This is a genomic window from Streptomyces sp. NPDC006512, assembly GCF_040611935.1.
Lineage (GTDB): Bacteria > Actinomycetota > Actinomycetes > Streptomycetales > Streptomycetaceae > Streptomyces.
In genome coordinates, this window is the sequence record NZ_JBEXPG010000009.1 from 55,599 (window position 1) to 73,939 (window position 18,341).

Consider the following 18,341-nt stretch of genomic DNA (forward strand, 5'->3'; position numbering starts at 1 on the left):
GATCTGCTGGAGGGCCTGCGGCCGTCCACTCCCGGTGAAGGCCGGGCGGAAATCCGCCTCCCACAGCGCGGAGAAGGTGCCAAGATGCGACGAACAGCACCGGAAAGGCAGGGGCTTGGCGCATGCTCGGATGGAACATCACCGTTTCGACCCAGACTCCGCAGGAGAGGGACCTGAACGTCATACACAGCCGCGAGGATTCCATCCTCGCCTCGTGGTCCGTCGGCATCGGCGGACTCAACTGGGTCTCAGAGCTACAGCGGTCGGGCAAGGCCGAGGAACTGCTGGGCGGCGGCTACCCCTGCCGCTACGTCATCCGTGCCGCAGACGTGCTGCCCCTGCTCGCCGACGGGCCCCCGGCGGGCGGCAGCACCATCCACTCCTCCTGGATGCACCCCGAGCGGATGGCGGCCTGCCGCGACGACCAGATGCTGACCGTCGATGCCTGGGACCAGTCGTGAACGCCGCACCCTGACCCTCGGCAGCGCGCTCGTCGTCGGCCGCGCCGGGCGCCGAGGCCGGCTGGTGGCCGCTCTCAGTGCCGGGCTTGGGCCTCGGTCTCGGCGTCGGCGACAGCGATGGCTATCCCGAGGGCCGAGGTGAGGTTGCCCGCCGCCGTCATGACGCGGGCGGTGCCCACGATGGGGGCGATGGCGACCAGGACGTCCTGGAGCTGCTCGACGGTCACGCCCGTCCTGATGGCGGGGTCGATGTGGGCCAGGTACGAGATCGGCGGAGCGTCCGACGCGGCGAGGGCCGCGATCCGCGTGAGCATGAGCATGTCCGGGGCCAGCCCGCACCGTTCGATCGAGTCGACGGTCATGGCGGCGAGGGTGTCCAGGACTGGGGTTTCTGATGCGGTGGCCATTCCATTTGCCTTCCCGTGTGCTTTCCCGTGTGCTCCGACGCAGGGCCGAGTGGGTTCACGGCGGGAGCATCGGGCGTCCGCGAGCGCCGGGGCCTCCCTCCCACCGTAGATCCGCCGTGGGTACCCCGCATGGCAGGGCATCCACCCCCCCGCGCCGTGTGCCCGCCCGCCCCCGGCAACCGAACCACTGCCGGCTCTGACGGGTCAGACCATCACCAGCAGCCGCGTGCTCGCCACCAGCTTCCGGTTGACACTGGTGCTCTGCACGAAGATCGTGAAGTCGTCGTTGTGGTCCGGCTTGACGCGGACTTCCGTGTCCGGCAGACCGAGCAGGGCCCGCGCCTCCGGCCCCGTGTAGATCTGGTCCGTCTTCTTCTCCAGCACCGCGATCTGCTTTCGCGGCTGGATGCTTTCCGACTTGCTCAGCTGGTAGAAAGCGCAACCCGTCCGGTAATCGTGCCCGGCCTCGATGACCCATTCCCGGATCGCCGCCGCCCGGGTCACGGGAACCAGCTGGTACCCCGACGGATCGGCCGGAGTGAGACCGGCTGCCTCGATGCTCTTCTTGTTGACCTTTTCCGCACCGACGGAGAACACCGCCTTCGATCCCCGAATGCCCTTGGTGCGGCCCACCATGAAGCTTTCGGTCGCCTTCAGGATGACCTGCCCGGCCTCCTCCAGACCGTGTGTGCTCGTGGCGTCCCACACGGCGATGTTGTCCTTCGGGAAGCCGCACTGCATGGCCTCGCGCTTGCCCATCTGGTCCGGCACGAGGACGGCCAGCGTCCAGTTGTCCTGCTGCGTCTCGATCATCTTGGCGACGGCCTGCACCAGTGCGCGAGGGGTCTTGGCGGGCGCGTCCGGGCAGCGGTGACTCGCGTTCTCCTGACCGTCGGTCAGCACGAAGGTGAGGAAGCTGTGGTCGCCGTACAGCTGGGCCGTCTGGGCCAGCTCTCGCTGGGACTTCAGCGTGGCCGCCAGCAGGGCCGTCATTCCCCCGGTCCGGTACAGCTGCTTCAACGACGGCATGCGCAGCACGTCCTTGTCGTAGATGACGCACTCCACCTTGTCAGCGAAGACGTACACCGTGACACGGGTCTCCTGGTCCAGTTCCTGCGACCGGCGGGCCAGATAGGCGATCTGCTGGTCGGCGACTTCGACCACCTTGCCGCTCAGGTGCGACATGGACGAACTGGCATCCAGCACGAGAGCGACGTGATTGATGTAGTTCTGCATTCCGGACATGGAAGCTCCCCCTCTTTCCGACTCGATACTTCGATCCTGCCATCCACCACTGACAATCGATCTTGTCCGGACGACCGGCCCGCCCCTCCGGGATGCGGCGTTCGGGGACGTGCGCGTGGCCTCCTTGACCGGTCGGGCCGGCACCCGCAGAGTCGGGATGCGGAGCCGTGACAGCGCCGCCCGACCCCCTTCAGCCGGCCCCCGTTCCACGGCGGCGGACGGCCCCGACCTCCGGGAGTGACCGCGCCGATGGTTCTCGACCTCGTCGTCATCGGTACGGCCATCACCCTGGGCCCCCTGCACAACAGCGCCTTCATCCTGCTGCTCTCCTCGCGGCGCGGAGTCCGGAAGGGCCTGGCGTTCCTGCTGTCGTGGCTCGCCAACCTGGTCGTGGTCATCGCGTGCGTCCTGCTGCTGACCGGCGGTGAGCCGCCGGCTCACCACAGCACCCCGTCCACCGCCGTGTCCTGGGTGAAACTCGCCATCGGCGTGGGGCTGGTGCTGTACGGCCTGCACCGGCACCGCCGGCCCCCGCGCCCGCACGGGCCGCCGCACTGGACCGCCCGGGTGGACGGAGCCTCCCTGGCCACGGCCGCCGGGCTGGCCTGGCTGTTGCAGCCGTGGGCGTTGGTCGGCGCCGGCGCCGCCACCGTCGTCGCCGCGGACCTCTCCTCCATCGGCGCCTGGGTCGCCCTGACCGGCTATTGCCTGCTGGCCACGCTCGGCCTGATCGTCATGGAGATGTACACCGTCCGGGCACCGGAGGCCTCGGGCGCCAGGCTGAACGCCTTGCGGACCTGGCTCGAGCGGCACCAGGAACAGCTGGTGGTCGGGCTCTCCCTGTTCGTCGGCCTGTGGCTGACGGCCCGGGCCGTCTACGAGCTGGTCGCCTGACGTACGTCCGGTTCAGGGGCGGGCCTACGTCACCCGGAACGCCCAGTCGGCCCGTTCCTTGAGTGCGTCATGGCCGGGGCGTGTGGTTTCCTGAGCTGCCCCGCGCTGTAGCGGGGCGACTACATGGAGTGAAGGGGATGTTGTCGTGAGCGTTCTGGACATCAAGCTGGACCGGTCGTTCGATGTCTTCGACTCGGACGGCGACGGGCGGCTGGAGAAGTCGGACGTCACCGCCCTCTCGGACAAGCTCGCCGAGTCGCTCGGTCTCGCCCCGGACGCCGTGGAAGGACTCCGGGGCTCGCTGGCGGACCTCTGGGACACCGTCTTCCAGCGGATGGACCGGAACGGCGACGGCGGCGTCGACCGACAGGAGTTCCGGACGTCGTTCCGGGCGCGGATCGTCACGGACCAGAACAGGATCTGGGAGCGGCTCCGGAACATGAGCAACGCCTGGACCGAGCTCGGCGACCGCGACGGCGACGGCATGCTGAGCCGCGAGGAGTACACCTCCCTGCTCCACGGCATGTTCCGCCTGCCCCGCGAGACCTGTGACGAGGCGTTCAACCGGCTGGACGTCGACGGGGACGGGCAGTTGAGCCGTGACGAGATCAGCTCCGCGATGAAGGAGTACTACACGAGCGAGAACCACACGGCCCGCGGCAACCAGTTCTTCGGCCGGCTCTGAGAGGTGCGGCGGGGGTGCTCCCGCGCCCCCGCCCGCGGTGGCTTCCCCGGAGCCGGTTCGTATCGGTTCCCCGCTCGTTGACTGGAAGCGGAAGCCAATCTCTCAAGACCTACTGGAGGACCTCGTGATGGCCGATGCCGCACTGCCGGTGATCGTCGTCTCCGACTCCGATCCGCTCCGCCGGCACGAGACGGCCAAGCTGGTGCAGAGCTGGTACCGCACTTCCTTCCGCGTACTGCAGGCCTCTGGGCCCGCGGAAGTGGTCCGCGCGCTGAGGTCGCTGGCCGACCGGAAGGTACCCGTCGCGGCCGTGCTCGCCGATGAAGCCCCCGACCTCGGTGCCGGGCACCCCGGCGTGCGCTGGCTGTCGCCGGCCGGACACTCCGGCTCCGTACCCGACGCCCTTGCCGCAGGCGCAGGGGGCGACGGGACCCCGGCCGGGGACCCCGCCGGGCTCAGGGGCGCGCTCGACGATTCCCTGTGCACGTGGAACGCCGACTGCCAGGGCGATCTGCCCACCGCCGAGGTGCGCGGCAGCCGCTCCTCACCCGCCGCCTACGCGGTGCGCGACTTCCTCGGCCGCAGCGGCGTGATCTTCCGCTGGCTCCGCGAGGAGGAGGACGTGCGGGAGGCCCCGGTGACCGTCCGCCTCGGCGACGGCACCGAGATGGTGAATCCGTCGGTCAGCGAGCTGGCCGAGCGGCTCGGACTCATCAGGCCGGCCGAACAGACGCACTACGACGTCGCGGTGATCGGCGGTGGCCCCGGCGGCCTGTCCGCCGCGGTGTACGCCGCCGCGGAGGGCATGAGCGTCGTCGTGATCGAGGACGACGCGCCCGGCGGGCAGGCGGGATCGACCTCACGGATCGAGAACTACCTGGGCTTCCCCGTGGGACTCACGGGCGGTGACCTCGCCCAGCGCGCCCTGCAACAGGCCCGCAGGGCACGCGTCGAGTGGCAGCCCACCCGGGTGGCCAGCCGGGTCACCCCGACCGCCACGGGTGATCACACCGTTGAGTTCGTCAAGGCCGGAACGGACGAGACGGCCTCGGTGACGGCGGCCGCGGTGGTCGTCGCCACAGGTGTGGACTGGAACCGCCTGAAGGCTCCCGGCGTCGACCGACTGCTCAACTCCGGCGTCTACTACGGTTCGTGCCTGTCCGACGCCCCCTCAACCGTGGGGGAGGACGTGTACATGGTCGGCGCGGGGAACTCCGCCGGGCAGGCCGCCCTCTACTTCGCGCGCTACGCCCGCTCCGTCACCCTGCTGGTACGGGGCACCGACCTCGGCGCCTCGATGTCGAGCTACCTGGTGCAGCGCATCGAGCGGACCCCCGGCCTGCGCGTCCTGTTGGGCACCGAGGTGACCGAGTGTCTCGGCGGGACCGCTCTCACGGGGCTCGGGCTGCGGTCCCGCGACGGTGGGGAGCGAACCGTGTCCGCGCACAGCCTGTACGTCCTGATCGGCGGTCACCCGTCGACCGACTGGCTGGGCGGGGCGCTACAACTCGACGACCGCGGGTACGTCCTGACCGGAACCGGCGGGGCCGGCCCTGACGCGCTGCCGATGGAGACCAGCGTGCCCGGCGTGTTCGCGGTGGGCGACGTGCGCTCCGGTTCCGTCAAGCGGGTCGGCGCGGCCGTGGGCGAAGGGGCCGCCGTGGCCCAGTGCCTGGTCGAGTACAGGCGGCGGCATCCCGAGCGCTTCCGGGACGCGCGAGCCGTCTGCGGCTTCTGACGGAAACCGACCGGTTCAGGGCGTCATCCTGCCTGGGCCGCCAAGGCCGTCCACGCGTTCTCCGGTACGCGTGGACGGTGACCCGCTTGCCACGCGGATCAGGAGGCCCGCGCGGTCGGCCACTTGAGTTCGATCTCCAGCTCGATCTCCCCGTCCTCCACCTCTACCTCGACCTCGGTGTGGATCTCGTCCGGGATCCGCAGGGTCAGCGTCCCGGGTCCGAGCTCCAGCTCGGCCGTGCCGCGGTGCCGGAGCGCCTCCGCGAGCGCGGAGAGCTGATCGGCCGCCTCGAGACGGGACAGGGATCTCTTCTGCTCAAACTTGAGGTCCTTCACGGATGTCTCCAATCCGCTACGAACAGCGCGAACACCTGGTGAGTCTCATTGTGAGGCCGCGCGGCAGGCCGGGCACGTGCGCCCGCGTCACCGGGCACCCACCCCGCCCGGCCGCTCCTGCGCCGCCGGTCGCGGCCGGCTGAAGGCCAGGCCGACGACCTCACGCCACTGCACGGGCGGCAGCGACACCGGGGACCCGGGGCGATCCCGGGGCACGCGGACGCGCAACGCGCCCGGGCGGACGGTGCAGACGACTGGCACCGGCATGGTCAGGGCCTCTCCGTCGACGGCGACCGGAATGCTCTCCGTGCCCGAGCTGATGCTGATCCGCCGGGAGGCCAGCACCTGGAGCCCGGCCGACCTGGCACCCCGGAGCGCGACGTCGGTCGCCTGGGCCGCGTTGTCCACCCGGATCCCGAGGACCCCCAGTACTCCGCGGTCGAGCCGGGACCTCCGGCCGCCCGCGGCCATCGGCTCGGGGGTGGCATACGGGTTGTTGCTGACCAGCAGCGCCTGCTGGGACTCCAGCCGCGCATCGTCCGTCACCGCGTCGAGCCTGTGACCGGTGAAACCGAGCAGCAGGTCGGGCATCGCGTCCAGTGCCGTGTCCGCCTTGGCGTCCCGGTAGTCCGGGCGCTGCACGACCTCCGCGTAGACGCCGAACGAGGCCGTGTTGACGAAGGCGTGACCGCCCACGACGCCCAGGTCGACCCGGAGCTCCTCCCCGTCGGCCAGCGCTTCCAGACACCGGGCCGGGTCGTCGCGGTCCAGACCGAGATCCCTGGCGAAGTGGTTCCTGGTGCCCGCGGAGACCACGAGGAACGGCAGGTCGTGGTCGGCCGCCACCTCGGCCACCCGGGCCTGGGTCCCGTCGCCCCCCGCCACCCCGAGCAGGTCCGCGCCCTCGGCCACCGCCCGACGGGCGAGCGCGGCGACATCCGTCGTGACCGTCGTGTCCAGCAGCACGACCCGGGCGCCCAGCGCCTCGGCCTTCTCGACCAGGCCGAAACGGCCGACCTTGCCGCCGCCGGACTTCGGGTTCATGATCAGCACCGGATGCCGGGGGAGGGGACCGGCGACCGCCGGCATGGCGTCGGGTTTCCGTACCGCGCGCAGCGCCGATCCCGCGCACACCACGGCGGCACCCCACAGCGCGATGGCGGTCAGCGCCACGGGCCACAGATCGGCCAGAGCGTACGTGACCAGGATGGCCACCGGCGCGCCCACCACGAGCAGCGCTCCGGCCACCCGTACCGCCCCGTGATGGGCCAGGACCCACCACGTACCCGCGGCGGTGAGCACCGCGCCGGCCGCCCCGACCGTGAGGACGAGCAGACCGCCCCGGCCGGCGGCGGCGGCAAGCGCCACCACCGCCCCCAGCGCGCAGAGCAATGCCAGCCGGGCCAGCAGTCTGGCGCGGGGAGCCGAGCCGGCTGGATGCGACGGTGACATCGTCCTCACGCCCTCTGGCCGGTCCTCACCACGAGCTGTCGCCGGCACCGGTTGCGGTCCCCGTACGGCCCGGCGCGGCGGTGCGCATCGTGCGGCGGCGCTACCGGCGCCACTCGCCCAGTGTGCCACCGCCCCTGCGCCGTCCCCTGTGCCGGACCACGAGCCACCGGGAATCCACCGGATGGCTCAGCTTCGGAGATCCGACGATCCGGGCGACAAATGCCGTGCCGCAGAGGAGCATTGCGGTCTGCAGGCCGCGGACACGGCCCGCCGGCTGCGCGCGCGGCTGGCCGGCGAGCCCCACCCCGAACCCTGACCGGAGCCGGCCCGGCCGGGGTGCGCGCCCGCGCCCCCTGACCCCATGGCCGGGGCGGTCAGGAGGCGCGGGCCGCCGACGCCGTCAGGCGCGGCAGCGCAGCATTTCCAGCGGGGGGTTGGCGTAGAGGTCGGCCCAGTGGTCCGCGCCGAACGCGCGTACGCCGGCCTCGGACACCTCGACCGGAACCCAGGTCAGCTCGCTGAATCCGGCCGCCTCCAGGCACTTCTCGTAGACGTCGCGGCGCGGGCGGTTGGCGACGAACGACACCGGCGGGTCGAGCAGTGCCGTGGTCCGGACCCGCGGCCCGGTCTCGCCTTCCTCCCCGGTGAGCTCGCTGCGGAAGCCGTACCTCTCCGGGGACGGCCCGTCGAAGCGGAAGTCGGGCGACTGGTTGAGCAGGAACAGTTCGGCGCCGGGCTTCAGGCTCCGGTGGATGCGGCGGCACATCAGCTCGGTGGTGGCGATGTCCGGCGCGTAGTTGAGCAGCTGGACGGCCAGGCCCACGTCGAAGGGCTGCTCGAAGGTCCGCAGTTCCGACACGTCGCCCACCTCGTACCGCACGCCCAGCGGACTCTGCTCCTCCAGCTTCTGCGCCACGGCGACCATCTCGCCGGAGATGTCGATCCCGAGGACGTCGGCGGCGCCGCGCCGCTTGAACTCCCGGCTGTAGAAGCCGGTGCCGGATGCCAGGTCGAGGACCGACTTGCCGGTCACGTCCCCGACCAGGGACAGGAAGCCGGGCACCACCGCGTACTGCTCCAGGGGCAGGGCCTTGAACCCCTCGTAAGCCTCGCCGATCTCGTCGTACTGCTGCTGCGCACTCATCGTGCCGTCCTCCCCGTTCGTTGCACCATGTCATCGGCCCCGGCCGCCCGTGACCGGGACGGGCCGTGGCCTCTGGCTGGAAGTCTCTCCCAACCTGGCAGAGCGTCAGGCTTGGCGGAAACCACGAAAATACGGTCACCGTCCCGGCCTCCCGCACAGGCGGGCCCCTGGTCGCGACCGGATCCGGGGCCGCAGCGGACGCTCCCGGCCACGCCGAGTGCTAGAAAGGGAGTATGTCCGGGTTCGGTCGGTCTGCGGCCCCGCCGCCACGCGCATCCCCGGGGCCTCCCCGGCGCTCCTTCCTCGGGGTGCGCAGCGTCGCCGGCCAGGTCCTGTTGCTGCAGGTGGCGGTCGTGGTGCTGCTGGTCGCCGCGGCCGTCGGGACGCTGATCCTCGAAGCGCGCGGCGAGAACACGCGCGAGGCTCGGGACCGGTCGATGGCCGTGGCCGAGACGTTCGCGCACGCTCCCGGGACGGCCGCGGCCATGACGAGCACCCACCCCAGCGTCGTGCTGCAGCCGCGCGCCGAGCAGATCCGCAAAGAGACCGGCGTGGACCTCATCGTCGTGTACTCCCCGCAGGGAATCCGCTACACGCACCCGGACCCGGCCCTCATCGGGGAGCGGGTCCCGGGCGGTGGCGAGGTGCCGAAGGAGGCCCAGACGCAGATCGACGAGACCACGCAGGGGCTCGCCGTGCTCTCGCTGGTCCCCGTCATCGGGCCTGACGGCTCGGCCGTGGGTACCGTAGGGGTCGGGATCACCGTCCAGAGCGTGAGCTCCGTGGTCAACCGCCAGCTCCCGGCCCTCCTGGGGGGAGCGGCGATCGTGCTCGCGCTCGGTACCGCCGGTTCGGCGCTGGTGGGCAGGCGGCTGCGGCGGCAGACCCACAACCAGGACCCCGCGGAGATGGCCCGCATGTACGAGCACCACGACGCGGTCCTGCACGCGGCCCGTGAGGGCGTCCTCATCGTCGGCGGGGACGGCCGGCTGCTGCTGGCCAACGACGAGACGCGGCGGTTGCTCGGACTGCCCGCCGACGCGGAGGGGCGGAGCATCGCCGACCTCGGCCTCGGCCGGGACCTCGTCGCGCTGCTGACCTCCGGCCGCAGTCCGACCGACGAGCTGCACGAGGCCGGTGAGCGGCTGCTGGCCGTCAGCGTGCGGCCGACCGGCCCGTACGGCGGGCCGCCCGGCAGTGTGGCGACGCTGCGCGACACCACCGAGCTGGAGGCGCTGGCCGTCCGGGCGGAGGCGGCTCGGACGCGGCTGCGGCTGCTGTACGACGCCAGCGTGCGCATCGGTACCACCCTCGATGTGGTGCACACCGCCGTGGAGCTGACCGAGGCGGCCGTTCCCCGGTTCTCCGACTTCGCCAGCGTTGATCTGCTGGAGCCCGTACTGCGGGGCGAGGAACCGGTGGGACTGGACATGCGGAGGATCGCCCTCGGCGCCATCCGGGAGGACCACCCGCTGTATCCGCTCGGCCGGCTGATCAGCCTCGCGCCGAACAGTCCGCAGGCGTTCGGCTTCGCCAGCGGACGTACGGTGCTGGAGGCGGAGCTGCCCGATTTTTCCGGCTGGCAGGAGCAGGACCCCGCACTGGCCGAGGTGATCGTCGGATTCGGCATCCATTCCATGATCACTGTGCCGGTCCGGGCCCGGGGCGTCACCCTCGGCATGGCCTCCTTCTGGCGCTCGGAGAAGTCCGGGGCGTTCGACGACGAGGACGTCTCCCTGGTCGAGGAACTGGTCGCCCTCGCGGCGGTCAGCATCGACAACGCCCGGCGCTTCACCCGCGAGCACACCACGGCCGTCACGCTCCAGCGCAGCCTGCTGCCCAGTGCCCTGCCCGAGCAGGACGCCGTGGAGGTCGCGCACCGCTACCTGCCCGCCAAGGCGGTGGGCGGCGACTGGTTCGACGTCATCCCGCTGCCGGGTGCCCGGGTCGCCCTGGTGGTCGGGGACGTGACCGGCCGGGGTCTGCAGGCCGTGGCCACGATGGGCCGGCTGCGTACCGGCATCCACAACTTCGCCGCGCTGGACATGGCCCCCGAGGAACTGCTGGCCAGCCTGGACGACCTGGTCGTCCGGACCGACGAGAACCGGCCGGCCGTCGGGGACAGTGCCCAGATCATCGGGGCCACCTGCCTGTACGCGGTGTACGACGCGGTCAGCGGCCGCTGCACCGTGGTCCGGGCCGGTCATCCCGGGCCCGCCGTGATCCTCCCCGACGGCACCGTGGACTTTCCCGAGGTCCCGGCCAGCCCCCCGCTGGGCCTGGGCGGCCTGCCGTTCGAGGCCGCGGAGCTGGAACTGCCCGAGGGGAGCGGGCTGGTCCTGTTCACCGACGGTCTCGTCGCAGGACCGGAGCGGGACGTCGGCACCGGTCTGGACAAGCTGCGGGGCGTGCTGTCCGGCGTGGCGGGGGAGCGGAGCCCGGAGGCGATCTGCCAGGCCCTCGTCACCTCGATGGTGCCCGGCGACCGCAGCGACGACACCGCGCTGCTGGTAGCTCGTACGCGGCTGCTGGACCCCGCCCGGGTTGCCCGGTGGGAGGTACCGAAGGATCCCGCGGAGGTCGGCCGGGTACGTGCCTCCTGCGCGCGGAAGCTGGAGGAGTGGGGTCTCGACGCGGTCGGATTCACCACCGAACTCATCCTCAGCGAGCTGATCACCAATGCCGTCCGGTACGGCTCCGAGCCCATCAGGGTGCGGCTGCTGTACGACCGCAGCCTGATCTGCGAGGTGTCCGACGGCAGCAGCACCTCACCGCACCTGCGACGGGCGGCCATGACGGACGAGGGCGGGCGGGGCCTGTTCCTGATCGCCCAGATGGCGAAGAGGTGGGGGACGCGCTACACGGCCCAGGGAAAGATCATCTGGGCGGAGCAGGTCCTGTACCCGAGCGGGGCGGACGGGGCGGACGCCGTGGGGAGGGCAGGCCCGGAGGCCGAGCTGCCGGCCCTGTGGGACGACGTACCGGCCCTGTGAGCAGGCCGGACGGGGCCGGACCGGCTCCTCATGGGAGCCGGTCGACGACGATCATCGCCACGTCGTCCGCCAAGTGCCCCTCGGTGTGGCGGATCAGTGCCTGGTGGAGTTCGTTCAGGAACTCCTGCGGGGAAGTGCCGGCCCGGATCCGTTCCAGGGTCTCCGGCAGGGGGAGGAATTCGTTGTCGCGGTTGCGCGCTTCCATGACGCCGTCCGTGTAGAGCAACAGGCGGTCGCCGGGCAGGAACGGGTAACTTTCGGGTCTCGCGGGAGGCCCGGTGTAGAGGTCTTCGAGGCCGAGGGGCGGAAGCGGACAGGAGGGCGTCAGGGCCCGAACGCTGCCCTGGCGCAGCACCAGCGGAGGGGGATGGCCGCGGTTGACCAGCTGTACCACCTCGTCTTCCGGAACCTGGGCGACGAGGGCGGTGGTGAACCCCTCCATGAGCACCTCGGGAAGGTCGGCCTGGGAGTACGTACCCGGTACGGCGGCCTCGCGCCGCAGGGCGGCCGAGCAGTGCTCCATGACCTCCTGCAGCTCGCCCTCGTAGTGAACGGCCTCCCGGAACGCGCCCAGCGCCACCGCGACCGCGCGGATGGCGGACAGCCCTTTCCCGCGGACGTCCCCGACGATCAGCCGGACGCCGTAGCGCGTCTGCACGGCCTCGTACAGGTCGCCGCCGATCTGCGCCCCCGTACCTGCCGCGAGGCACAGGCTGGCGGCCCGTACCCGTCCCAGGAGCTCGGGGACGGGCCGCAGGACGACCTCCTGGGCCGCGACCGCGATCCTGCGGACCTGGTCGAGCTCGCTCTGCCTGCGCGTGCGCACCGCGTTGCTCAGGATGACACTGGCCACCGACACGACGGTGATCCCCAGGAAGTTGCCGATGATCAGCTGGGTCTGGGTTCCCCAGGACTGGTTGTAGGTCGCGGAGGTCGCGTTCACACCAGCGGCGAGGGCTGCCGCGGTCAGTGTGCCCATGGGGCCCATCGTCAAGGCCGCCAGGGCCGGCGTCGTGGTCAGGATGGGGCCGGTGACCAGGTCGTGTGCGGGCGAGAGCTCGATCCCCAGCACGCCCAGCGCGATCGCGAACGGCGCGCAGCGCGCCAGCGTGAACAGGACCTCGCCATGACCGCCGGCTCCCGGTCGGGAGGACGCCCCGGGCCTGATCGCTGAGCGAGGTTGGGACCTCATGGGAACAGCCTGCCCCGTGGAACCTGCCGGGGCCTCCGGAACCCTGTGACCTGCGGCGCGGCCTGCCGCCCGCTGGCCGACCCGGGCCGTTTCGGCCGTGAGGGGAGCCCGGCCGGATGCTGACCGTCCCGTCCGGGGTCCGGCTCTCCGCCCGGACGGCGCGTCAGACCACGGCGAGCCGGTCCACGAGCAGCTCGACCCTCCGTTCGGCGTCCTCCGGCGGCAGCCGTCCCGCCCGGGTCAGGGTCGCCAGCCCGTGCAGGGCCGCCCAGAACACCTCCGTGAACAGTCCCGGGTGGACACCGTCCCCGGCGACCTCGCCGAGGCTCTCCAGCAGGGCGGCGAAGGCGTCCTTCAGTGGCGCCGGGGTGTCCTCCCGCGCGAACGCCAGGCCGCCGTCGAGCTGGAACATGGCGTCGTAGAGCGCCGGGTTGCGTTCGGCGAAGTCGAGATAGGTGCGGGCGAGGGCGACGACCCGCCCGCGCGGGCCGTCCGCGGCGGCAGCCGCGGCCCGCAGCGCCGCGGCCATCTCGGCGGCGCCCTCGAGGGCGACGGCGCCGATGATCTCGCGCTTGCCGCGGAAGTGGCTGTAGAGGACGGGCTGGCTGTACTCGATGCGCTCGGCGAGACGGCGGGTCGTGACCGCGTCCCAGCCCTGCTGCTCGGCGAGTTCGCGGGCCGTCGCCACGATGAGACGTTCGCGGCCCGCCCGCTCGCGCTCCTTGCGTTCCTGTACCGACATGATTCGATCCTAGCACCGCTAGACAACAGAGCGGCAGTAGTACTAGCGTTGCCTCATCAGCTAGCACTGCTAGATACCCGAGGGGTCATCATGCTCAACGCACTTCAGGTCTTCACCACCGTGGTCGTCGGCCTGATGGTGGGGGTGGAGTTCTCCGTCGCCTTCGTCATCAACCGGATCCTGAACGCCCTCCCCGAGGACAGCGGCCAACTCGGCCGCGCCCACGGGGGCCGGATGCTCGGAGCCGTGATGCCGGTCTGGTACATCGGCTCGCTCGTCCTCGTCGCGGTCTGGGCCGTCTCCGGATGGCGCCACGACGGCACCGGCCTCGTCATCACCGCCGGAGCGCTGCTGATCCTCAGCGTGGTCATGTCGCTCCTGCTGCTCGTCCCGATCAACAACCGGAGCAAGACGTGGACCCCCGAGAACCGGCCCGAGGACTGGAAGGAGCAGTCGAACCGCTGGGACCGCTACCACTACGTCCGCGTCGCCGTCATCATCGCCGCCTTCGCACTGCTGGTCACCGCCCTCGCCTGAGCCCGCGGCCCGCCACCCCCTGCGGGCCGGCAGACGCTGGAGCGCCCGGTCAGGTGAGGGTCTGGACGAGGTACAGGGCGCCGACGCCGGCGGCGAGGCCGCCCAGGAGCAGGCGCAGGAAGGTCTCGGGGAGGCGGGGCTGGAGGCGGGCGCCGAGGTAGCCGCCGATGAGCCCGCCCAAGCCGCAGGCCAGGCCGAGCCACCAGTCGGGGGCCACGGGCCCCGTGCTGGCCCTGGACAGCACGGTGTACGCGGCGGCGCCGGCGACGGAGGTGGTGAAGGTCGCGGCGAGGGTGGCCGGTGCGATGCGGGCCAGGGACATGCCGCGCGCCGCGAGGATCGGCCCGAGGAGGGAACCGCCCCCGATGCCGTAGATCCCGCCGACCACCCCGACCGTCAGGGCGAGGGAGGCGAGCACGCGTGCCGACGGCTCGGCCGGCCCCGGCCGCCGGCGGGTGGGGCGCAGGGTGCGCAGGCACAGCCATGCACCGAGCGGGAGCAGGAAGGCGGCGACCAGGATGCGGAAGACGCCGGGGCCGGGGAGGGCGAAGACGCGGACGGCGGCGCCGACGATGACGCCGGGCAGCGTCCAGGCGACGAGACGCCGGGCCAGGTCGTCGCGCAGAGCGCCGTCACGGCGGTAGCGCCAGAGCGCGCCCGGCCCGGCAACCACGTTGAACAGCAGGTTCGTCGGGGTGACCGAGGGGCTCGGCACGCCGAGCACGCTCAGCTGGACCGGCAGCAGGAAGACCGCCCCGGACACCCCGACCGGGGCGGTCACGGTCGAGATCAGAAGGCCGGCCGCGAACCCTGCCCAGACCGTCCACTCCACCGTTGCCCCTGTTCCTGTTCCTGCCGCTCCTTGATCGCCCCGTCAGTATCGACGGAGCCGGTGGCGGGATCGCGAACCGGCAACGAGATGTTCACGAGCGGCAGGTACGGCCCGGCTCGCAGGCGCACGTGCCTGATCAGCCCTTGAACGGGTGGTTCGTCTCTCTCGGCTTGTCTGCGGCGGGAGCCTGCTCGGTGGCGAGCAGGGCATGCGCCATGTAGTTCGCGCTGAGGGTCCGCGATCCGGGGTGTTCGCGGGTACGCGCCGCGTACAGCTGCTCGATGAGCGGTTCGTCCCCGGGCTCGCTCGCCCGATCCGGATACGGTGTCTCCCCGCACCGCTCCTGGACGTGGCTCACGAGGGCGTAGACCTCGTGGGTGTCACTGGAGTCGGCGCAGCCGGGGCCGGGCAACCGCATGCCCAGGGCGAGACGCTGGGCCACGCCTTCGGAGACGGCCCGGGCGAGGATGCCGTCCCGTTGGCAGGCGATGGCCTGCGCTGCCCACGCTCGCATGGAAATCGAGCGCGCACAGTGGATCGTGCGGTCGCGCATGGCGCCGTACCGATCGTTGTCTGCGAGGGCGGCGTCGAGAAGGGCACGCATCTGCTCGATCGCGGGTCCGTCTTCCCAATGCAGGCTCCACACCGCCCCCCAGGCGTGGATCAGGTTCACACCGACGTCGGTGGCATCGCTCAGGTGCCGGGCCAGGAGACGGGCCTGTCGGCTGCGACTCACGCTGCCACCTCCATGGCGACCGCCCCGTCCGGGGACGGAGGCTTGATCGTGACAGGAAAGTCCAACGGCATGGTCGGCGCCCTTCTTCGTGAATGGTTCAGGCAAACGCTAGGGCGTGCCACTGACACCGACCGGCCGTAAGGCGGGGGACCGGCTCGGCTGTATCTGGCCCTGTCGCATCAGCGAGCGCAGGCGGTTGCCCTCGTACGAACTCCGGCTGCTTCGCCGCTCAGTGTTCGTGCGTCACCTGAGCCAGCAGCTCACGGATCTCCCGCAGCCTCATCCGCGTACCGGGGTCGGAGTCCCGCTCCTCGATCTGCGCGAAGTGTTGTTCGGCCGTGGCCAGGTCGCCGCGCTGCCGGGCCAGTCGCCCGGCGAGGCGGTGGCCGGCGAGGGGGCCCGGGTACTCGGCGAGGATGTCCGCGACGAGTGGCGCGGCCTCCTCGTCGCGCTCCGCCTCGACGAGCAGCTCGGCCAGCTCAGGACGGGCGTCGACGCGCCGTCCGAGCGGTCCGCGCGGTGGGTCGAAGTCGCCGGAGCGCTCCACCGCGCGGCGCAGCCACTGTTCGGCCTCCGAGGTGCGTCCGAGCCGGCGCAGCGCCCTGCCTAGGTGATACGCCGCCTCGGGGATGTCGTTCTCCCACGCCTTCACGAGCCACCGCTCGGCCTCGGCGTACCGCCCCCAGCGCACCATGCTGCGACCGGCCAGGAACGCGGGCCGCGCCAGACCGCCCTCGGCGGAGCGCACGTACCAGCGCTCCGCGAACTGCGGGTCCCCGCCCCGCTCTTCAGAGGCCCAGCCGACGCCCCAGGCTGCCCTCACGTGACCGAGCTCCGCCGCCTTCAGCGTCCAGATGCCGGCGGCCCGCTCGTTCTTCGCGTGGGTGTGGATCCCGGCGATGCTGTACGCAGCCCCCGCGTCCCCGGCCTCGGCGGCCGGACCGAAGTACGGTACGAGCAGGGTCTCGTCGGCATGGCAGTCCTGCAGCATGCGGCCGAGCTTGAGCAGCGCGCGCGGAGTGCCGGTCTTGCGGTACCAGTCGGCGGCGTCGGGCAGCCGGTAGAGGCGGTCGAGTGCATCGGCGTACGCGAAGCACTCCTCGACACCGCCGGATTCCGCGGCCGTCCGCAAGTCGGGCAGGCGCGCCGCGAGTTCGGGGTCGGGCAGTCGGGCGGGGTCGGCGCGAATCGCCGCGATCTCCTCGAGCTGCTCGACGAACATCTTGGGCAGGCCGCCGTCTTGAGCGTTCTCGTCCTCGGCGTCGTCGGTGAGACGCAGCCATCGCTCGGCCTCGTCCAGCCGACGCTGCACGATGCCGATCAGACCGAGGTAGAAGCGGGCGTAGTCGTGACCATCGGGTGCTGCGGCCGCCGTCTCGAACCAATGCTCGGCCGTGCGCTGGTCACCGCGCTCGAAGGCCCAGACACCCAGGACGTAGGCCGCCCCCGAGTAGCCGAGCTCGTGCGCCCGTACGGCCAGGGCGCGCGCCTCCTCGATCCGGTCGCTGTCGCGGGCCACCAGGAGGGCCTGCTCGACCAGGGCCTGGTGCGAGCCGACCGCCGCGGCTCGCGCGTAGAGAACCTCCGCCGCGCGGATCGTGCTCGGGTAGTACGTGAACATGCCCGCGTACTCCGGGTCCCGCAGCGGACTCAGCGCCTCGAACGCGGCCTCGGCGTCCCCGTCAGCCTCCGCCCGCGCGAGCCGCTCCTCCCAGAGCTCAAGGTCGTCGACGATGTTCTCGATCACCTGACGGGCCGAGGCCGCCTTGCGGTCACCCAGTTCGGCCGCCTCGTCCAGCTGCGCCTGTGCCTCGGCGAAGGCACCGTGGCGGGCGGCTTTGAGCACCGCGCCGTTGGTGAGGCACTGGACGTGGCCGAGTGCGGCTCCCCGCGCGTACCACTCCTGTGCTCCGTCCTGGTCGCCGGACTCCTTCAGGAGTGTGGCGAGCCCGAAGGCGCAGCCGCCGTCACGGTCGGCAGCGCTGCGGTACCAGCGCTCGGCTTCGGCGAACTCCCAGCGGTCCTTGTGGCAGATCGCGAGCGTGCGCGCCGCATCTGCGTCCCCGTGCTCGGCGGCCTTGGCCCACCAGGGCAGGGCCTGGTCCATCCGGCCGCTCTCGCCGAGGAATGTGGCGTAGGCGCGGTACGCGCCGTCCCGTCCGGCCTCGGCAGCGGCTGCCAACTCGGCTTCCTGGTCGCGTATGTGCTCATGCGCTTCCCCGCGTGTCATTCCGTGATCATGTCAGGCGGCCACGGCGGGGGCGGATACGGGGGCCGGGGCGTGTACTCCAGCCGTAGATCGTCATCTCGATGGTGGGGGGCGCCGAGGCAACAGTCGGGCAGCGTCGACCAAGTGGCCGGGACCGCCCACGCCGTCGGCTCCTCTTCCCCCTAACCGAGTTCACCGAGACGGAGGGCGTCCCTGATCTCGCTGAGCTTCGCGGTCGTCGCCGGGGTCTGCTCCTGCGCTTGTCCAGCGAGTCGGAGGGCATCGTCGATCTCGCTGAGCTTCGCCGGGGACAGGACGGCCGCCCGCTCTGTCAGGTCGTCCCGCGACACAGTGGTCAGCCACGTGCAAGGGGTGAAGCCTGGACGCGGGAACGCGAGCCGCAGCACGCCTTCGAACGGCAATCCTTCACCGGCGCCCACCCTCACTTCGATGCCCAGACCGCTCATGTCGACGCCCGCCGGAGCGACGACCTGCATCACCCGGATCCCGGACGCGTCGTCTCCCGACAGCAGTACGACCAACCTCCGCTCGTCGAACCGGACCCACCAGACTTCGCCACGTTGCACAAGTCCTCCAGAGCGGTGGCCGCAGGTCACAGCGTAGACCCCGCCCTCTGGCAGGAGGCGTTCGAGGGCCTGATGAGCCGGATCGCGGGACGGTTCACGCGGGTACGGGGTGGAGCATCTGCACGACGACGGGGCGGTGCTGGTGGTCGTTT

General features: G+C 71.6%; 17 protein-coding genes. 6 read left to right on the top strand and 11 right to left on the bottom strand.

Going from position 1 to position 18,341, the window contains the following annotated elements; genetic code table 11:
- Positions 1–122: 122 nt before the first annotated feature.
- Entirely contained in the window at positions 123–461 is a 339-nt protein-coding gene (locus ABZZ17_RS09220) for a hypothetical protein (protein ID WP_356873694.1), read from the top strand.
- A 74-nt stretch (positions 462–535) separates the two neighbouring features.
- On the opposite strand, the gene ABZZ17_RS09225 is transcribed toward ABZZ17_RS09220, so the two are convergent.
- Both ABZZ17_RS09225 and ABZZ17_RS09230 read right to left on the bottom strand, forming a co-directional pair.
- On the bottom strand, positions 536–868 hold the full coding sequence (locus ABZZ17_RS09225; RefSeq protein WP_356873696.1) for a carboxymuconolactone decarboxylase family protein: 333 nt from the start codon (positions 866–868) through the stop codon (positions 536–538).
- 204 nt (positions 869–1,072) lie between these two features.
- Positions 1,073–2,113 (bottom strand): vWA domain-containing protein, encoded by a 1,041-nt coding sequence (locus ABZZ17_RS09230; RefSeq protein ID WP_356873698.1) that lies wholly within the window; start codon positions 2,111–2,113, stop codon positions 1,073–1,075.
- Positions 2,114–2,362: 249 nt separating this feature from the next.
- On the opposite strand from ABZZ17_RS09230, the gene ABZZ17_RS09235 reads away from it, so the two are divergent.
- The 3 genes from ABZZ17_RS09235 (at position 2,363) to ABZZ17_RS09245 (ending at position 5,430) form a co-directional block, all read left to right on the top strand.
- Positions 2,363–3,007, top strand: a complete 645-nt coding sequence (locus ABZZ17_RS09235) for a GAP family protein (RefSeq protein WP_356873700.1) — start codon at positions 2,363–2,365, stop codon at positions 3,005–3,007.
- A 145-nt stretch (positions 3,008–3,152) separates the two neighbouring features.
- On the top strand, positions 3,153–3,692 hold the full coding sequence (locus ABZZ17_RS09240) for an EF-hand domain-containing protein (RefSeq protein WP_356873702.1): 540 nt from the start codon (positions 3,153–3,155) through the stop codon (positions 3,690–3,692).
- Positions 3,693–3,819: 127 nt separating this feature from the next.
- Positions 3,820–5,430 carry an FAD-dependent oxidoreductase gene (locus ABZZ17_RS09245; protein ID WP_356873704.1) on the top strand — a complete coding sequence of 537 codons (1,611 nt, stop codon included), beginning with the start codon at positions 3,820–3,822 and terminating at the stop codon, positions 5,428–5,430.
- A gap of 98 nt (positions 5,431–5,528) precedes the next feature.
- On the opposite strand, the gene ABZZ17_RS09250 is transcribed toward ABZZ17_RS09245, so the two are convergent.
- From ABZZ17_RS09250 to ABZZ17_RS09260, 3 genes are all read right to left on the bottom strand, one after another.
- A complete protein-coding gene (locus ABZZ17_RS09250; RefSeq protein ID WP_356873706.1) occupies positions 5,529–5,765 on the bottom strand; it encodes an amphi-Trp domain-containing protein in 237 nt (78 codons plus the stop codon).
- 87 nt (positions 5,766–5,852) lie between these two features.
- On the bottom strand, positions 5,853–7,217 hold the full coding sequence (locus ABZZ17_RS09255) for a diacylglycerol kinase family protein (protein WP_356873708.1): 1,365 nt from the start codon (positions 7,215–7,217) through the stop codon (positions 5,853–5,855).
- 400 nt (positions 7,218–7,617) lie between these two features.
- Positions 7,618–8,361, bottom strand: a complete 744-nt coding sequence (locus ABZZ17_RS09260; protein WP_356873710.1) for a class I SAM-dependent methyltransferase — start codon at positions 8,359–8,361, stop codon at positions 7,618–7,620.
- A gap of 233 nt (positions 8,362–8,594) precedes the next feature.
- Between ABZZ17_RS09260 and ABZZ17_RS09265 the strand changes: the two genes are divergently transcribed.
- The gene (locus ABZZ17_RS09265) at positions 8,595–11,354 is read left to right on the top strand and encodes a SpoIIE family protein phosphatase (RefSeq protein ID WP_356873711.1); all 2,760 of its coding nucleotides are present in this window, start codon (positions 8,595–8,597) and stop codon (positions 11,352–11,354) included.
- Positions 11,355–11,382: 28 nt separating this feature from the next.
- On the opposite strand, the gene ABZZ17_RS09270 is transcribed toward ABZZ17_RS09265, so the two are convergent.
- Together ABZZ17_RS09270 and ABZZ17_RS09275 are read right to left on the bottom strand one after the other, a co-directional pair.
- Positions 11,383–12,546 carry a PP2C family protein-serine/threonine phosphatase gene (locus ABZZ17_RS09270; protein WP_356873713.1) on the bottom strand — a complete coding sequence of 388 codons (1,164 nt, stop codon included), beginning with the start codon at positions 12,544–12,546 and terminating at the stop codon, positions 11,383–11,385.
- Between the two features lie 163 nt (positions 12,547–12,709).
- Positions 12,710–13,288, bottom strand: a complete 579-nt coding sequence (locus tag ABZZ17_RS09275) for a TetR/AcrR family transcriptional regulator (RefSeq protein WP_356873715.1) — start codon at positions 13,286–13,288, stop codon at positions 12,710–12,712.
- Positions 13,289–13,378: 90 nt separating this feature from the next.
- On the opposite strand from ABZZ17_RS09275, the gene ABZZ17_RS09280 reads away from it, so the two are divergent.
- Positions 13,379–13,825, top strand: coding sequence for a DUF1772 domain-containing protein (locus ABZZ17_RS09280; protein WP_356873717.1), 447 nt, complete (start codon positions 13,379–13,381; stop codon positions 13,823–13,825).
- A 49-nt stretch (positions 13,826–13,874) separates the two neighbouring features.
- Here ABZZ17_RS09280 and ABZZ17_RS09285 read toward each other — a convergent pair whose 3' ends face one another.
- From ABZZ17_RS09285 to ABZZ17_RS09300, 4 genes are all read right to left on the bottom strand, one after another.
- Entirely contained in the window at positions 13,875–14,657 is a 783-nt protein-coding gene (locus tag ABZZ17_RS09285; protein ID WP_356873719.1) for a sulfite exporter TauE/SafE family protein, read from the bottom strand.
- 136 nt (positions 14,658–14,793) lie between these two features.
- Positions 14,794–15,393: a hypothetical protein gene (locus ABZZ17_RS09290; RefSeq protein ID WP_356873721.1), complete on the bottom strand. Its 600-nt coding sequence runs from the start codon at positions 15,391–15,393 to the stop codon at positions 14,794–14,796.
- 229 nt (positions 15,394–15,622) lie between these two features.
- Positions 15,623–17,623 (bottom strand): sel1 repeat family protein, encoded by a 2,001-nt coding sequence (locus ABZZ17_RS09295; RefSeq protein WP_356873723.1) that lies wholly within the window; start codon positions 17,621–17,623, stop codon positions 15,623–15,625.
- Positions 17,624–17,784: 161 nt separating this feature from the next.
- The gene (locus ABZZ17_RS09300) at positions 17,785–18,189 is read right to left on the bottom strand and encodes a type II toxin-antitoxin system PemK/MazF family toxin (protein ID WP_356873725.1); all 405 of its coding nucleotides are present in this window, start codon (positions 18,187–18,189) and stop codon (positions 17,785–17,787) included.
- Positions 18,190–18,341 lie beyond the last annotated feature (152 nt).

What these genes read in the sequence shown, in the direction of transcription:
- ABZZ17_RS09230 (WP_356873698.1), bottom strand. Translation starts at nt 2,113, where the DNA reads ATGTCCGGAATGCAGAACTACATCAATCACGTCGCTCTCGTGCTGGAT.
- ABZZ17_RS09220 (WP_356873694.1), top strand. Translation starts at nt 123, where the DNA reads ATGCTCGGATGGAACATCACCGTTTCGACCCAGACTCCGCAGGAGAGG.
- ABZZ17_RS09280 (WP_356873717.1), top strand. Translation starts at nt 13,379, where the DNA reads ATGCTCAACGCACTTCAGGTCTTCACCACCGTGGTCGTCGGCCTGATG.
- ABZZ17_RS09245 (WP_356873704.1), top strand. Translation starts at nt 3,820, where the DNA reads ATGGCCGATGCCGCACTGCCGGTGATCGTCGTCTCCGACTCCGATCCG.
- ABZZ17_RS09265 (WP_356873711.1), top strand. Translation starts at nt 8,595, where the DNA reads ATGTCCGGGTTCGGTCGGTCTGCGGCCCCGCCGCCACGCGCATCCCCG.
- ABZZ17_RS09225 (WP_356873696.1), bottom strand. Translation starts at nt 868, where the DNA reads ATGGCCACCGCATCAGAAACCCCAGTCCTGGACACCCTCGCCGCCATG.
- ABZZ17_RS09270 (WP_356873713.1), bottom strand. Translation starts at nt 12,546, where the DNA reads ATGAGGTCCCAACCTCGCTCAGCGATCAGGCCCGGGGCGTCCTCCCGA.
- ABZZ17_RS09260 (WP_356873710.1), bottom strand. Translation starts at nt 8,361, where the DNA reads ATGAGTGCGCAGCAGCAGTACGACGAGATCGGCGAGGCTTACGAGGGG.
- ABZZ17_RS09275 (WP_356873715.1), bottom strand. Translation starts at nt 13,288, where the DNA reads ATGTCGGTACAGGAACGCAAGGAGCGCGAGCGGGCGGGCCGCGAACGT.
- ABZZ17_RS09235 (WP_356873700.1), top strand. Translation starts at nt 2,363, where the DNA reads ATGGTTCTCGACCTCGTCGTCATCGGTACGGCCATCACCCTGGGCCCC.
- ABZZ17_RS09295 (WP_356873723.1), bottom strand. Translation starts at nt 17,623, where the DNA reads ATGACACGCGGGGAAGCGCATGAGCACATACGCGACCAGGAAGCCGAG.
- ABZZ17_RS09255 (WP_356873708.1), bottom strand. Translation starts at nt 7,217, where the DNA reads ATGTCACCGTCGCATCCAGCCGGCTCGGCTCCCCGCGCCAGACTGCTG.